Here is a 14093-nt window from a genome sequence, read left to right as displayed (position 1 = left end):
TGGAATCTCTTCCTGCAAGGGGACCAGCTTCCGCTTTACTTTGGTCATTCCCTAGCAGTTTAAATTAGTTTGTTCGAAATATTCCATTTCCAGGCATTTTTACCGGAATCCGTTATAAACAGGCATCGGAAACGCCTTGGGGGAAGCTCCGAGCGCCTGGCGGACAGGGTGTCCGACGAGACGGGCACCAGGCCCATTCCGAACAGCCTCAGGAAGTCGGGGGCGATGCGCTCCAGGCTCCACATCTCCATGCTGGGGTCCTCGTCAGCCGACAGGTCTATGACCAGGTCGTTGCCGTCCACGCGGAGCCTGAACGACCTGATGGCGTTGTTCCTGTGGCGGTCCATGACGTCGGCGACCTTCAGCATCATCGCACAGGTCCGTATGGCCTTGACCTCGCCCTTGGACAGCCCCTCGAACCTCGAGTCCTTGGGCCCAGGGAACTTCTTGTGGTGGAACCTCGCCATCAGCGCCATGGCGTGGATCTCCTGGCACGTGAACCCCTGCAGCTCCGACTTCTCGATTATTATCTGGGACAGGACGTTGTGGTTGGAGTAGCTTATGAGCTCGCCCACGTCGTGCAGGATGCATGCGCAGGACAGGAGGCTCCTCCATTGGCCGTCCAGGTCGTGGATCCCGAGCTGGAGGGTCTGGTCGAAGAACGATAGCGCGTTGCGCTGGACGGTCTCCGCATGCCTGCGGTCGTACTGGCAGCGATGGGCCAGCGACCTTACGGACGAGTCGCGGGCGCTGAACACCGCGCGTCCGCGCAGGAGCTGGTGCTCCAGCATCATGCCCTGCTTCATGCCGTTGTTGCTGATCTCTATCTCGGACACGCCGAACAGGGACATGAGCTCCTCGGCCACGGCGCCGCCGGGGATGATGATGTCCGCCCTGTTCTTCCCCATGCCGGGGACGGCCAGGCGCTGCTCCAGCGTCATCCTGCACAGGTCCGCCATGAGCTCATGGAGCTCGTCGAACCTCAGGTAGGACGCGTCATGGTCCGGGCGGCGGAAGGCGCACATCTCCGCGAGGGCGATGAATGTGCCCGACGAGCCTACGGCCTTGCGGAATCCCAGCATGCGGACCTTGTTAACGGCGTGGTATGAGGCCATGTCCACGTTGCGGAGCAGATACGAGTAGTCCTCCCTGGAGACCGGCCTGGTGCAGTCCACGCCGAGCGAGTAATGGAACCTGACGGCCCCCATGCTGAGGCTGTCTATGAAGAGGTTCTCCCCCTTCTCGCGTATGGTTATCTCGGTGCTGCCGCCGCCGATGTCCAGCTCGATCGTGCGGACGTCCGGCCCCGTGTCCCCGAAGACGCCGAGCGCGATGAGCCTGGCCTCCTCGGTGCCGGGGATGACCTTCAGCTCCACCTCGTCGGCGACGGAGTCGATGAGCTCCTGACGGTTCTCCGCCTCCCTCGCCGCGCACGTGGCGAACGCTATGACGTGGTCGGCGCCCAGGTTCTTGGATATCTGGGAGAAGCGGCGGATCACCAGCGCGGCCTTGTCTATGGACTCGCGGTCTATGCGGCCGTCCTGGTACAGGCTCCTGCCGAGACGCAGGGACTCCTTGTCCTGGAATATGGGGGTGCCCGACGACTCCGGGTAGAACCTCACCACCAGGAGATGTACGGAGTTGGTCCCCACGTCGATGAAGCCGACGGTCTCGGCATCATTCCTCTGTTCCATGCCAGCAACCCCTGTTCTCGAGGAACCACTCCTGCGACCTCATCTTGCGCTTGCCGGACGGCCGGGTGACGAGACGGTACGTCCCGTCGGGCAGCAGCTCGCGCGCCTTCACGTTGTCCTCGAAGTGGATGCGAAGGATGTTGTCGCGTATGCTCTCGAGCATCTTGGGATCGAGTATGGGGAACAGCACCTCCACCCTCGCCAGGAGGTTCCTGGGCATCATGTCCGAGGACCCCATGTACATCTCCGACCTGCCGCCGTTCTCGAAGTAGTAGATCCTGGAATGCTCCAGGAACCTGTCCACTATGCTCGTGACGCGGATGTTCTCGGAGATCCCGGGCACCCCGGGGCGCAGGCAGCACAGGCCGCGGATGTTGAGGTCGACCTTGACGCCCGCGATGGACGCCTTGTAGAGCGTTGCTATTATGTCCGAATCGATGAGACCGTTGGCCTTCATCGCTATGTACCCTGACCCGGTCGTCCTGCACACCTCGATCTCCCTCTTGATCTTGTCTATCAGGGAGCTCTTCAGGGTGAGCGGTGCGACCAGGAGGTGCGTGTACATCCTGGGGCCGAAGAATCCCGTCAGGGCGTTGAACAGCTCTCCCACGTCCTCCCCTATTTCGGGGTTCGCCGTGAGGAACGATATGTCCCCGTACTGCTTGGCTGTCGATGAGTTGTAGTTCCCGGAGCTCATGTGGGTGTAGCGGACGAGCTTGTCGCCCTCCAGCCTGACGGCCTGGAGGAGCTTCGAGTGGACCTTCAGGTTCACCGGCCCGTAGACCACGTGCACCCCGATCTTCTCCATCTCCCTCGCCCAGAGGATGTTGTTGCTCTCGTCGAACTTGGCACGGAGCTCCATCAGGACGGACACGGTCTTGCCGTTCTCCTTCGCCCTCATCAGCGCCTTGACCAGGTACGGGTCCTTACCTATCCTGTAGAGGCAGATCTTGATGCTCTGGACATAGGGGTCCTCCGCCGCGGCCGTGACGAAGCGCACCACGGTCTGGAACGACTCGTACGGGTGGAAGAGGATCCAGTCCTTCGAGCGGATGGCCTCGAACAGGTCTATCCCCTCCCCGAACTCCGGCGGGGTGTACGGGTCGAAGGGCTTGTTCTTCAGCTTGGGATAGTTGAGGCCTACGAGCTCCCACAGGTCCCCGAGGTTGATGCCGTCCGTCCGGTGGACCTGGAGGTCCCCGAGCTTGAGGTTCCTGGCGAACAGCTTGACCATGTCCTTCGGCATGGAGCGCTCCACCGTCATGCGCACGGGGAAGCCTATGTCCCTGTCCTCCAGGGACTCCTCGACGGCCGTCATGAAGTCGCATGCCTCGTCGATGGTGACCTTCACGTCGGCGTTCCTGGTGACGCGGAACATGTACGCCCCGACCACGTCGAGGCCGGGGAAAAGGGACGATATGTGCCTCTCCAGTATGTCCTCCAGGAGGACGTACTGCTCCCCCTTGGACGAGGGCACGCGCACGAACCTGGGGATCGTCCCCACGGGGACCTTCACCCTGGCGAACAGCTGCTCGTGGCTCTTGTCGTACATCCTCACCGCTATGTTCAGCGAGTTGTTGGAGATGAACGGGAACGGGTGGGTGACGTCCAGTGCGAGCGGCGTGAGCAGGGGGTGCACCCTCTGCTTGTAGAAGTTGGCCACCCAGGCCTGCTGGTCGGGCGTCAGGGAGTCCACCTTGCTGATGAGGATCCCGGCCTCGGCGAGCTCCTCCGTTATGGACGTCCAGCATGCGGAGTACTGGGACACCAGGGACTGGACGGTCTCCGACACGGTCTCCATCAGGGAGTTGTAGCTCACCGACTGGTAGTCGGGACCGGGTATGGGGGTCCTGGATATGAGCCCGGGGACGCGGATCATGTAGAACTCGTCCAGGTTCCCGTAGCATATCGCCAGGAACTTCACGCGCTCGAGGAGGGGGTTGGTCCTGTCCTGCGCCTCCTCCAGGCAGCGCCTGTTGAACTCGAGCCACGAGAGCTCCCTGTTTATGTAGTGCTTCGAATCGTAGAGGTCCGGGGCCGCGGAAGCGGCGAGGGCATCCGTCTCTTTCCTGCGGCCCGTCAGGATATCAATCCTCCATGGGCTTCCTGACCTTGACCGATTCGCAGTGGGCGTGCAGACCCTCCGCGGTGGCGAGCGTCTCGATCGTGGACGCCATCGATGCCAGCCCCTCCTTCGTCAGGATCTGGACGGTGGAGGTCTTCATGAAGTGGGACACGTTGAGGCCGGAGCACGTAGTGGCGTGCCCGGATGTGGGAAGCACGTGGTTCGTACCGGACGCGTAGTCGCCGGCGGCGACGGGCGTGTACGGCCCGACGAAGATGGACCCCCCGTTCCTGACCTTGCCGAGGACGTCGAGCGGGTCGCGGACCTGTATGGAGAGGTGTTCGGGGGCTATGCCGTTCATGGTCTCTATCGCGAGGTCCATGTCGTCCACCACGATGTACCCGGAGTTTACCATCGCCTTCTCGATGATCTCCTTCCTGGGAGCGTCCTTCACATCCCTCTCTATGATCTTCCAGACCTTGTCCGGGAGGGACGGGTCGCACGTGACCAGGAGCGAGGCGGATGACGGGTCGTGCTCCATCTGCGCTATGAGGTCCGATGCCACGAACTCGGGCACGGCGGAATCGTCGGCGAGAACGCCTATCTCCGAGGGTCCGGCGGGGAAGTCGATCTCCACCCTGTTGCGGAGCATCATCTTGGCACCGGTGACGAACACGTTCCCGGGACCGACGATCTTCTGCACGGGCTCGATGCTCTCCGTACCGAGGGCCATGGCGGCTATCGCCTGGGCCCCGCCCGACTTGTATATCTCGTCCACTCCGGCGATGTCCGCGGCGACGAGCGTCAGGGGATTGATCGGGGCGGGGGTGCACATGATAACCTCGTCCACCCCTGCGACCTTCGCAGGTATGGCGGTCATGAGGACGGTGCTCGGGTAGGAGGCGCGTCCTCCCGGGATGTAGCATCCGACCCTCTCGAGGGGGGTGGACTTCACACCGAGGGTCACACCCGGCTCGACCTCCCTGAGCCACATCCCCGCAGGCATCTGCATCTGGTGGAACCTCTGTATGTTGTACGCGGCGTTCTCGAGCTCCTCGACCACATCCTCGTCCACCTGCTCGTACGCCTTCTCGATCTCCTCCCTGGAGACGGCTATGTCCTTGAGGTCGTACTTGTCGAATTTCTTGGCCAGGTCCCTGAGTGCCTGGTCCCCGTCCTCGCGAACCTGATCGATGATCCCGCGGACGGTCTCCTCGACCTGTCCGACCTTGGATTCGCGGTTCTCCTTCCAGAAGTCTTCGTTGACCTGCTGCCACATAGACACGCTAAATGAACGGTTCCGTAAATATCATTGGGTTGGGAACCGCGCGTTGGCGTTTTCCGACGACCGTCTGGACCCACGCGGTTCGACAATCGCGTACGTCCGATTGGACACGTGACGGAATCCTGGGATGACGATGCGGATTCCCGCCGATAGAAACATATACTCTTCTCATTCGTCGTCTATCGAATGAAGGTCATCATAGTCGGGGCCGGAGTCGTCGGATTCGTCTCCGCCGAGACGATCTCCGACATCCACGATGTATTGATCATCGAACAGGACGAGGATGTCGCCGATAAGCTGAAGGGTCGCCTCAACGTCTCAGTCCTCAGGGAGGACGGCACCAACCCGCGTGTTCTCAAGTATGCGATAGAGAACCACAGCGCCGACGTCATCGTGTCCACCCTCGGCTCCGATTCGGAGAACCTGTTCGTGTGCATCATGGCGAAGAGGATCAAACCGGCGATACGCACGATCGCGACCGTCGACAATCCCGACTTCATCATAGACACCGGGGACTCCGCGCACTCCGGAGTGGACTACATCATCTCCCCGGAGCTCGTCACGGCAGAGAAGATGTACAAGCTCTGCATCCTCAAGAACATAATAGAGTACGAGGCCGTCAAGTCCCTCAAGGTGGCCATAGCCGTGTTCAGGGTGGAGTCGTACCATCCCATCGTGGGGAAGATAGTCCTCCATCTGCCGACGCCGAAGGACTGCACGATATTCGCGCTGTACCGTGACGGCGCCACCTACACCACCCCGGAGACCATGGAGATACATGCGGGGGACCGCCTGTGCGTCTTCGGGAGCGAGCAGTCAATCGTCGAGTTCAACGAGATCGTAGGGGTGGACGAGGTCTCCAGGGAGTTCTGCATACTCGGAGGATCCATAGTGGGCATGAACCTGGCGAAGATCCTGTCCGAGGACCAGAAGAAGAGGTACGTCAAGATAATCGAGAAGGACCCTGAGAGATGCCGCTGGCTCTCCAGGTTCCTCACGGGGGTCGTCGTAATCAACGCGGACTACACGGACCCGGGCGTGCAGAACGACGAGAACGTGTTCAAGACGGATGCGTGCGTGTCCACGTCCAGCAAGGACGACACGAACCTCCTGATATGCATGTCCGCCCGCAGGCACAGCGCGGCCAAGGTCGTCTCCCGTTTCTTCAAGCGTGAGTACGAGGACATATTCAAATACACGGGCCTGGACACTATAATCGGATATGACCGCATCATATCCAATGAGATCATCAAGTGCATGGTCTCCGACGAGCTCGCCATCACCAGGATGCAGAGCTCCGACGGGATGTTCTTCACCCATGTCGTGGACAGCGACTCCAAGCTCACCGGCCGTTACGTCGGTGACCTGAACCTGCCCGACGGGCTCCGCGTGGTCGCGATAGAGAGGGGCGGCTCCATCACGTATCCCCTCCTGGACACCAGGATCGGGTCGGACGATTCGCTGATCCTGTTCTCATGCGGGGCAAGGGAGCCCGAAGTGGTGAAGGCGCTCGGAAAGGGAGCTCCCCCGGAGATGTGATCTGGTGAACTGGAAGGCCTTCCGCAGAAAGTGCATCAGGTGGGAGAACACCACCCTCAAGATCCTCGGACAGGTCGAGATGCTCTTCGCGCTGGTCCTGCTGATCCCTGCGGCGTTCGCACTCTCGTTCGGTGAGGACGTCAGGCCGTTCCTGATCCTCACGGCCCCCCTGTTCCTGATCGGATTCGCACAGTACATGACCTGTACGGAATCCCGCACGTTCCGTTCGGTCAACGGTCTGCTGCTGGTGGCCATGACCTGGATAATAATGTTCGGGATCTGCATGGTCCCCTATCTGCTGTCCGGGTTCAAACCGATCGATGCCCTGGTGGAATCGGTGAGCGGGATCACCACCACCGGACTGACGGTCATCGGCGACCTGGACCTACAACCGACGAGCCTCCTGATCTGGAGGTCCCTGACCCAGTGGATCGGGGGTATAACCGTCGTTCTGATCTTCCTGTACTTCCTGCCGATGGTGGGGTACGGGCGGGACCTGTTCCACAACGAGCTCGCGGGTTCCGGCTCCTCGCAGTACTCCCAGCGCGCATCCAATGCCGCGAAGTCCTTCATCTTCGTCTACCTGCTGCTCAGCGCCTTCAACTTCATCCTTCTGCTGGTATGCGGCGTGAGTCCGCTGGAGTCCATGTGCCTCATGCTCACGACCATATCCACCGGCGGTCTGACCATCGTGAACTCCAGCCTCAGCACGTATTCCGATGCCGTCCAATGGATAACGATACTGTTCATGTTCCTCGGAGGGACGAACTTCTACCTGCACTACAGGGCGATATACATCCGCGAGAAGGGCGTGTACCGCGGCAACTCCGAGTTCAGGATCATGGTCGCATGGTTCATCGCCATATCCCTGGTGATCTGCCTGTTCATGTACCAAGCGGCGAACGTCAACGGCATCGCCCTGGACTCCCAGAGCATCTATCAGACTTTCAAGAACGCGATATTCACGACCGTCTCCCTGGGGACGTCCACGGGTTTCTACGTGGACGACTTCACGTTGTGGCCGTCGCAGTGCATGATACTGCTCATGATCGTTGCGATGATCGGCGCGTCCACCAGCTCCACGTCCGGAGGTATCAAGTTCAGCAGGATAAGGATCATCTACGAGTACGTGAAGAACGGGTTCCGCGGGACGATGCACTCCAACGCCGTCTATACGATAAAGATCGACCGCAAGAGCGTGGACGACTCGATCGTCAGAGGGGCCCTCGTGGTCTTCATGATGTACATAGCGACCATGATCGTGGCGGCCGTCGGGTTCATGGCGTTCGGATACAACATGGTGGACTCGTTCGGTCTGTCCATATCCGCAATCTCCAACGGGGGGATGGGATTCGGGAACTTCGGGCCCACCGGCGACTTCGGCTCCATGGACGGGGGGATCAAGCTGTTCATGGTCCTCCTCATGTGGATAGGCCGTCTCGAGGTGGTCACCGCGCTGATCCTGTTCACGCCTGGATTCTGGAAGGATGTGTGGCTCAACAGCCGTGCCCGCCACAAGGCGAAGCATGCCCTGGACAGGTACGGTCTGGAGAGCCAGAAGAGATGATCAGTTCCCGTCGCAGAAGCTCAGCACGTTGAGCGCCGCCTTGCTCCCGGGCGAGACCTCGTTGATGGCGCCGGCGACTATGCGGGCCTTCTCGTACTCGCCCTTGTGGGCGAGGCAGATGCCGAGCGTCTCCATGGCGCTGACGTTCCTGGGGTCGAGCTTTATCGCCCTGGTCGCGTACCCCGCGGCGGCCTTGATGTTGCCGAGGACCCTCATCGCATACGCCGCGAGGGCGTTCGCGTCGGCATCCTTCTCCTTGAGGCATCCCCTGACGAACTTGGTGAGCTCCTTGTCGCGTCCCGCGAGCATCAGTGCGGAGACGTACGCGCGGCGGACATCGAAGTCGTCCGGCATCTCGGCGAGCAGCAGCTCGGCGTTCTCTACGGACTCCTTATGGTTCCCGAGGGCGCTGAGGACCTCGGAGCGCATGACGCGGTCGAACGGCCTGGGCTGCTGGATCGAATCGAGGACCTCCAGGGCCATCTCGTACTCCTCCAGGTCCTCGAGGCACATGCACATGAGGGTGCGGACCTGGTCGTCCTGCTCTATGCCCTTGAGGATGGAGTATGCGCTGGAGGGGAAGTCCAGTCCCCTGAGGGCACCAGCGATCTGGATCAGCGTCTCCCTGTCCTCCGGAAGGGAGTCCATCATCATGGAGAGTATGGTCTTGGAGACGTCCGAATCGCCGACCACCTTCAGGAGGGAGAGGCATTTTATCCTGGTCATGGGGGCGGGATCCGCCGTAGCCAGGTCCCTCACCCTATCGACGGCCTCCGCTCCCCTGCCCTGCGAGATGAGGGTGCGGATCTCGTCGAATGCTGAGTCTGTGTCCATGCATCGGTGATACTGGTACTGGTTAAAAAATGCGTTATATACAGCAAACTGCATTTCATGTATGACCATGAAGATAACGTCCGTCTCCGTCTTCAAGCTCTTCAACGAGTTTGATTATGAGCTCGTCCTCTCGCAGCCCCTCACATTCATACACTCCCCCAACGGGATGGGCAAGAGCACGCTCATGAGAATGCTCTACGCCGCCCTCCGCGGGGACATCGAGTACCTAAAGGGGACGCCGTTCGAGAGGCTCGACATCGGGTTCGACGAGGGGAGCGTCCTGATCATCCAGAACTTCCAGGGCGACATGCTGATCCAGATGCAGAGGAGCGATGTGGAGACGACGCTGACGGCTGCGGAGATGAGCGCGATCGTGGACACAGTCTACATCCCGCCGGAGAGGCTGGCGGTCAGGAGAGGGGACGGACACCTCGCATCGACGCTCGACGTCTATGCCCAGGAGCTCCTCGAGACCATCCGCTACGCGAAGGAGCACACGGAGCTCGAGATACATCAGAGGGACGATGTGGCCGACATGCCGGACGGGGACCTGGAGTTCTGGTGCAAGGACCTCAAGGCGAAGCTGGACTTCATCAAGGATGCCGGGTTCGAGCCGGACATACCCGCGGGGAAGAAGTTCCCTCCCTCGAGGTACGAGATCGGGAAGGACCGTGCGGGGTACGAGCAGCTGGCCTGCTCCATCTCGGACTACGTGGAGCGGAACTACATCCTTGCCGAGTCGATCATAATCTACAAGGACATCGTCAACGAGATCTACCTCAACAAGACCATGTCCGTCTCGGAAGGGGGCAAGATAGGCATATCGATGGACAACGGGACCTCCCTGGACCTGCAAAAGCTGTCCTCGGGGGAGAAGCAGATCCTCATAATGTTCTACGCCCTCCTGTTCCACACCCCCCAGGGGTCCATAGTCATCCTGGACGAGCCGGAGATATCCCTGCATGTCAGCTGGCAGCAGGTCCTCGGCAGCTACTTCTCCGACATCTGCAGGGTGCGTGACATACAGATGATCGTCGCCACCCACTCCCCGCAGATCATCCATGACAGGTGGGACGATGCCGTGGAGCTGAGGCCTGCAGATGCGTGAACATCTGACGGCCGAGGACATATGCAACGAGCTCTCCATGGAGCGCACCGTCTATGACGGGACGTTCCTGATCGTCGAGGGCATAACGGACTGCAGGCTGTTCGGAAAGTTCGCGGACGCCGACGGCACGAGGATCCGCATAGCCCATTCCAAGGACAACGTCCGCGGCATAGTCCGCGAGATGACGTCCCGCAGAGGGGACGGGAGGACCATCGGCATCGTGGACCCGGACCTCGAGAGGATCCGGGGACGCGACGCGAAGCCCCCGCTGTTCCACACCGATTGCAGGGACATGGAGATGATGGCCATCCGCAGCAATGCCCTCGATGATGTGTTGGACGAGTATTGCGACATCGAGAAGAGGGAGAGGTTCGAGGAGACGGTCGGGCCGATACGCGACGCGATAGTCTCATCCAGCTACCCGATAGGCCTCTTCATGTACATATCGAGGGAGAGGGGCCTCAACCTGAGCTTCAAGAACCTCGACTTCCACAGGTTCATCAACCCCAGGACACTGGGCCTGGACGCTAACGAGATGGTCTCGGAGGTGCTCGACAACTCCCGCTCGGTGAGGGTCGGTAGGAGGGAGCTCGTCAGCACGCTGAGTCAGGAGGCCGAACGCCTGGACGACCTCTGGAAGGCCGCCCGCGGTCACGATACCATAGAGATACTGCTGATCGGGCTGAGGAAGACCTTCGGCTCGTTCAATGCGGCGGACCTCGACGAAGGGTCGCTGGGAGGCGCCCTCCGCCTTGCGTTCTCCGACGAGGACTTCAGGAAGACCGATCTGTATCGTGACACCCAGGCCTTCGCGGAGATGAGGAATCTGTCTCTGTGGGACCTCAGCTGACGTCGAGGTCCTCGGTGACCGTGCCCTCCGCGGTCTCCATTATCTTCTGTATGCGCCTCTGCCCGTCGTCCAATATCGACTTGCAGTGGTTCCTGAGCACGACCGCCATCTCGTAGATCTCCAGGCTCCTGTCGAGGTCCGTGCCGCCCTCCTCGAGCTCCCTGACGAGCCCCTCGAGCTTCTCCATGCTGGCCTCGAAGGTCATACCGGCGACCTCCTCCCTGAACACATCCATGTCTGTCATTTCCTTGCCTCCTCTATCTCCCTGACGGATGCCTTCGCTGTACCATCCCTCAGGCGTATCTCTATCCTCTCTCCGACCAGCATCCCTGATACGGATGTGACCGCGCTCCCGTCTGGCCTCACGACTATGCCGTAGCCCCTCTCCATCACGCGGAGGGGGTTCAGCGCCGACAGGCGTGCCGACAGTTCCGAAAGCGACGACGCGTCCCTGTCGACGATGGCGGAGGACCCTGCGACCGCCCTCGCCGAGACGGACTCGACGTTCGACCTCTTCAGCTCGATGTCCCTCATGGCGCTCGCGGGCGACAGCCTGGCATCCGCCAGCGCGAATCTGGATCCCATGTCGGCGAGGGCCCTCGTCAGGGCCTGGTCCGAGCGGTTCTTCAGACCGTCCAGGTGCATCCCCTTCATGTCCAGGTCCCTGGCCGCGTACTCCGGCGACAGCCTCGCATCCAGGACCTCGAACCTCCCCCTCATCCTCTCTATGACGGCGCCCAGTGCGCGGTCGGCCCCGGACATGGTCCTGTCCACCTCCGCGCGGATCTCGGCCTTCTCCCTGAGTATCAGCGCCGCGGCCCCGGTAGGGGTGGGGGCCCTGGCATCGGCGACCATGTCGGATATCGTGAAATCGGTCTCGTGACCGACGGCGGAGACGATGGGGACCCCCGATGCGGCGATGGCGCGGGCGACAACCTCCTCGTTGAACGGCCACAGGTCCTCCAGGGAACCGCCTCCCCTCCCGACGATGATGACATCGACGCCGACCCTGTTCAGCAGCTCGATCCCGGCGACGATTGTCCTGGCCGCGCCCTCGCCCTGGACCTGGGCCGGCGCCAGGAGTATGTCCGCCGGATACCTTGAGGATGATGTGGTTATGATGTCGTGTATGACCGCGCCGGTCTCTGAGGTAACCACCCCGATGGTCCTCGGATACTGGGGTATGGGACGCTTGCGGGAACGGTCGAACAGTCCCTCGTCCTGGAGCTTCCTCTTCAGCTTCTCGAACTGCTGATAGAGGTCCCCGATCCCGGACTGGCGCATCGTCTGGACTATGAACTGGTAGTTCCCCCTCTGGACGTAGATGTCGACCTTCCCGAAGACGGAGACCTTCATGTTCTCCTTCGGTTCGAAGTCGATCCTGGAGCGGGCGCCAGCGAACATGGCGCAGCTGATCTCGGCCCCGGAGTCCTTGAGAGTGAAGTAGTAGTGGCCGGAGCTCGCCCTCTTGAGGTTGGAGACCTCTCCGTTCACCCAGATGTCGCAGAGTCCAGGATTGGAATTCAGGACGTTCCTGACCAGCGTGTTGAGCTGCGTGACCGAGAGTGGCTCTCCCATGCCCCGATGCTATGGCGGTGGCGTATTAGGAACCTTCGAACGGATGCCTGCAATCCCCAAATACCATGACGCGTTGGAACCGTCATGGACAGACAGGACATCCTGGACAGAATGTCAGATGACACGAAGTGCTTCATAGACACGGCAGTGGAGATGTATGAGGCCCCATTCGCCAGATTCCTGGGGATCGAGATAGAGTCGATCGAGAGGGACAGGGTGGAATGCTCCCTGGACTTGAGGCCGGAGCTGATGAACAGCATGGGCAGGGGCCATGGCGGGGCGATCTACAGCCTGATGGACCATGCGTTCGGCATAGCCAGCAACCTCACCCATCCCTGTACGGGACAGGGCTCCTTCATGTCGTTCTACAGGCCCGCATTCGGGAGGATCCGCGCGGTCTGCGTCCCGGTCAACCGCTCCAGGTCGCTGGAGATATATGATGTGAGGGCATACGGGGAGAACGGAAAGCTTCTGGCCTCGGCCACGTACACCGCTTTCGTCATGAGGACTGAGTGATATGACTGACAGACGCTGCCCACACTGCGGAGAGCTCGTTCCATCGAACAGCATTACGTGTCCTAAGTGCTTCAAGAAGATACCCTTGGAGGAGAACGTCCCCAGACGGAGCGAGCCCGAGTCCAAGAGGGACCGTGATGGCGGGAGGGGGTTCAAGGGGAACCGCAAGGTCGCGGTACTCCTGAACCTGGTCCTCGGGCTGTTCGGGATAACGGGACTCGGCCAGCTGTATCTCGGGAGGAGGCGCGGGGCCATGTTCCTCCTAGGGGGGCTGCTACTGTTCTCCGCCGCCCTGGCGCTCACGTTCATCGTGCCCGGCATATCATGGGTGATAGCGGTCCCGTTCTACATCCTCTACGCGGTCGTGTACCTGATATCGCTCGCCGACATCGTCCTCGGCGTCGCGGTCATGAAGATGGGGCTCCGATCGGAACAGCCCCTCCCTTCTCAGGACGGCGAGGACGGAGGCGGACATCTGCGCCAGATGTATCGCCCTCCTTCCTCCGCCTATCATCGCCGGGTCTCCCGGACAGAGCCTGTCGTACGCCTCCTTGATGAGCACGTGCTCCCTGTCGGGCGGCCCTCTCAGGTCCGACGGCATGCGAACCGAGATGGACGGCAGGAGCGTCAGGTTGCGGGTGGAGTCCCACGGCTCGAAGCTGAGGTACCTCCCGAACACCGCACCCACGTTGTATGACGTGCACTCCTTCCCGAAGACCACCTTCTGGAAGTCGGACGTGACCCTCTCCCTGGGCGATCCTCCGTAGAGGTCCTCTGGCTCGATCCCGAAGTTCTCATGCATGAAATCCAGGGGCTCCTTGCCCAGGTCCCTCGGGTCCAGGGCGACGCCGTCGTTGTAGACGGTGTCGAAGTCCGACCCGTCCGAGAACACACGGCATACGGCGATCTCGGCGACCTCGTCCTTCGGGATGCCGGCGGGACCGGTCGATGCCACCTCCACCACGTACACGTCGTCCATGGGACTGCATGCACGGTCACCGATATTTCTGTTTATATTGTCAATACGCAAATGGGGACACATTACAGACATTACTGA

The 14093-nt window shown here is 61.0% G+C and carries 11 protein-coding genes and 1 pseudogene; 5 read left to right on the top strand and 7 right to left on the bottom strand.

The annotated features are described in order from the left end of the window. Positions 1–59 precede the first annotated feature (59 nt). Genes V5D86_RS01725 through hisD form a run of 3 tightly spaced genes read right to left on the bottom strand, consistent with a single transcriptional unit; the run spans position 60 to position 5038 of the window. Positions 60–1694 carry an HD domain-containing protein gene (locus V5D86_RS01725; protein WP_414594971.1) on the bottom strand — a complete coding sequence of 545 codons (1635 nt, stop codon included), beginning with the start codon at positions 1692–1694 and terminating at the stop codon, positions 60–62. Then, positions 1678–3777 carry a polyphosphate kinase 1 gene (gene ppk1 / locus V5D86_RS01720; RefSeq protein WP_414595145.1) on the bottom strand — a complete coding sequence of 700 codons (2100 nt, stop codon included), beginning with the start codon at positions 3775–3777 and terminating at the stop codon, positions 1678–1680. Before ppk1 ends, V5D86_RS01725 begins: the two co-directional genes overlap by 17 nt. A 4-nt stretch (positions 3778–3781) precedes the next feature. After that, positions 3782–5038, bottom strand: coding sequence for a histidinol dehydrogenase (hisD, locus tag V5D86_RS01715; protein ID WP_414594970.1), 1257 nt, complete (start codon positions 5036–5038; stop codon positions 3782–3784). Positions 5039–5230: 192 nt separating this feature from the next. On the opposite strand from hisD, the pseudogene V5D86_RS01710 reads away from it, so the two are divergent. Both V5D86_RS01710 and V5D86_RS01705 read left to right on the top strand, forming a co-directional pair. Further along, positions 5231–6454 (top strand): annotated as a pseudogene (locus tag V5D86_RS01710) (NAD-binding protein); the annotation flags it as partial. A 133-nt stretch (positions 6455–6587) separates the two neighbouring features. Beyond that, the gene (locus V5D86_RS01705; RefSeq protein WP_414594969.1) at positions 6588–8150 is read left to right on the top strand and encodes a TrkH family potassium uptake protein; all 1563 of its coding nucleotides are present in this window, start codon (positions 6588–6590) and stop codon (positions 8148–8150) included. Here the strand turns inward: V5D86_RS01705 and V5D86_RS01700 are convergent, their stop codons facing one another. Further along, the gene (locus tag V5D86_RS01700; protein ID WP_414594968.1) at positions 8151–8984 is read right to left on the bottom strand and encodes a tetratricopeptide repeat protein; all 834 of its coding nucleotides are present in this window, start codon (positions 8982–8984) and stop codon (positions 8151–8153) included. It abuts the gene before it with no gap. 61 nt (positions 8985–9045) lie between these two features. On the opposite strand from V5D86_RS01700, the gene V5D86_RS01695 reads away from it, so the two are divergent. After that, positions 9046–10092, top strand: a complete 1047-nt coding sequence (locus V5D86_RS01695) for an AAA family ATPase (protein WP_414594967.1) — start codon at positions 9046–9048, stop codon at positions 10090–10092. Then, the gene (locus V5D86_RS01690) at positions 10085–10942 is read left to right on the top strand and encodes a DUF4435 domain-containing protein (protein WP_414594966.1); all 858 of its coding nucleotides are present in this window, start codon (positions 10085–10087) and stop codon (positions 10940–10942) included. The genes V5D86_RS01695 and V5D86_RS01690 overlap by 8 nt, the downstream gene beginning before the upstream one ends. Here V5D86_RS01690 and xseB read toward each other — a convergent pair. Continuing rightward, positions 10935–11186 carry an exodeoxyribonuclease VII small subunit gene (gene xseB, locus V5D86_RS01685; protein ID WP_414594965.1) on the bottom strand — a complete coding sequence of 84 codons (252 nt, stop codon included), beginning with the start codon at positions 11184–11186 and terminating at the stop codon, positions 10935–10937. The genes V5D86_RS01690 and xseB overlap by 8 nt on opposite strands. Next, positions 11183–12520, bottom strand: a complete 1338-nt coding sequence (gene xseA / locus V5D86_RS01680) for an exodeoxyribonuclease VII large subunit (protein ID WP_414594964.1) — start codon at positions 12518–12520, stop codon at positions 11183–11185. The genes xseB and xseA overlap by 4 nt, the downstream gene beginning before the upstream one ends. Before the next feature lie 84 nt (positions 12521–12604). Between xseA and V5D86_RS01675 the strand changes: the two genes are divergently transcribed. Next, a complete protein-coding gene (locus V5D86_RS01675) occupies positions 12605–13036 on the top strand; it encodes a PaaI family thioesterase (RefSeq protein ID WP_414594963.1) in 432 nt (143 codons plus the stop codon). 322 nt (positions 13037–13358) lie between these two features. Here the strand turns inward: V5D86_RS01675 and V5D86_RS01670 are convergent, their stop codons facing one another. After that, a complete protein-coding gene (locus V5D86_RS01670) occupies positions 13359–14015 on the bottom strand; it encodes a hypothetical protein (RefSeq protein WP_414594962.1) in 657 nt (218 codons plus the stop codon). Positions 14016–14093 lie beyond the last annotated feature (78 nt).

It is taken from the genome of Candidatus Methanoprimaticola sp. MG2, assembly GCF_047501175.1.
GTDB lineage: Archaea > Thermoplasmatota > Thermoplasmata > Methanomassiliicoccales > Methanomethylophilaceae > Methanoprimaticola.
The sequence above is the reverse complement of the archived record's forward strand: the minus strand, read 5'-3'. Positions and strand labels throughout refer to the sequence as shown.

Bases quoted from the DNA above. Each gene is read 5' to 3' on its own strand.
- V5D86_RS01725 (WP_414594971.1), bottom strand. From the start codon at position 1,694: ATGGAACAGAGGAATGATGCCGAGACCGTCGGCTTCATCGACGTGGGG.
- hisD (WP_414594970.1), bottom strand. From the start codon at position 5,038: ATGTGGCAGCAGGTCAACGAAGACTTCTGGAAGGAGAACCGCGAATCC.
- V5D86_RS01700 (WP_414594968.1), bottom strand. From the start codon at position 8,984: ATGGACACAGACTCAGCATTCGACGAGATCCGCACCCTCATCTCGCAG.
- V5D86_RS01695 (WP_414594967.1), top strand. From the start codon at position 9,046: ATGACCATGAAGATAACGTCCGTCTCCGTCTTCAAGCTCTTCAACGAG.
- V5D86_RS01690 (WP_414594966.1), top strand. From the start codon at position 10,085: ATGCGTGAACATCTGACGGCCGAGGACATATGCAACGAGCTCTCCATG.
- xseB (WP_414594965.1), bottom strand. From the start codon at position 11,186: ATGACAGACATGGATGTGTTCAGGGAGGAGGTCGCCGGTATGACCTTC.
- xseA (WP_414594964.1), bottom strand. From the start codon at position 12,520: ATGGGAGAGCCACTCTCGGTCACGCAGCTCAACACGCTGGTCAGGAAC.
- V5D86_RS01675 (WP_414594963.1), top strand. From the start codon at position 12,605: ATGGACAGACAGGACATCCTGGACAGAATGTCAGATGACACGAAGTGC.
- V5D86_RS01670 (WP_414594962.1), bottom strand. From the start codon at position 14,015: ATGGACGACGTGTACGTGGTGGAGGTGGCATCGACCGGTCCCGCCGGC.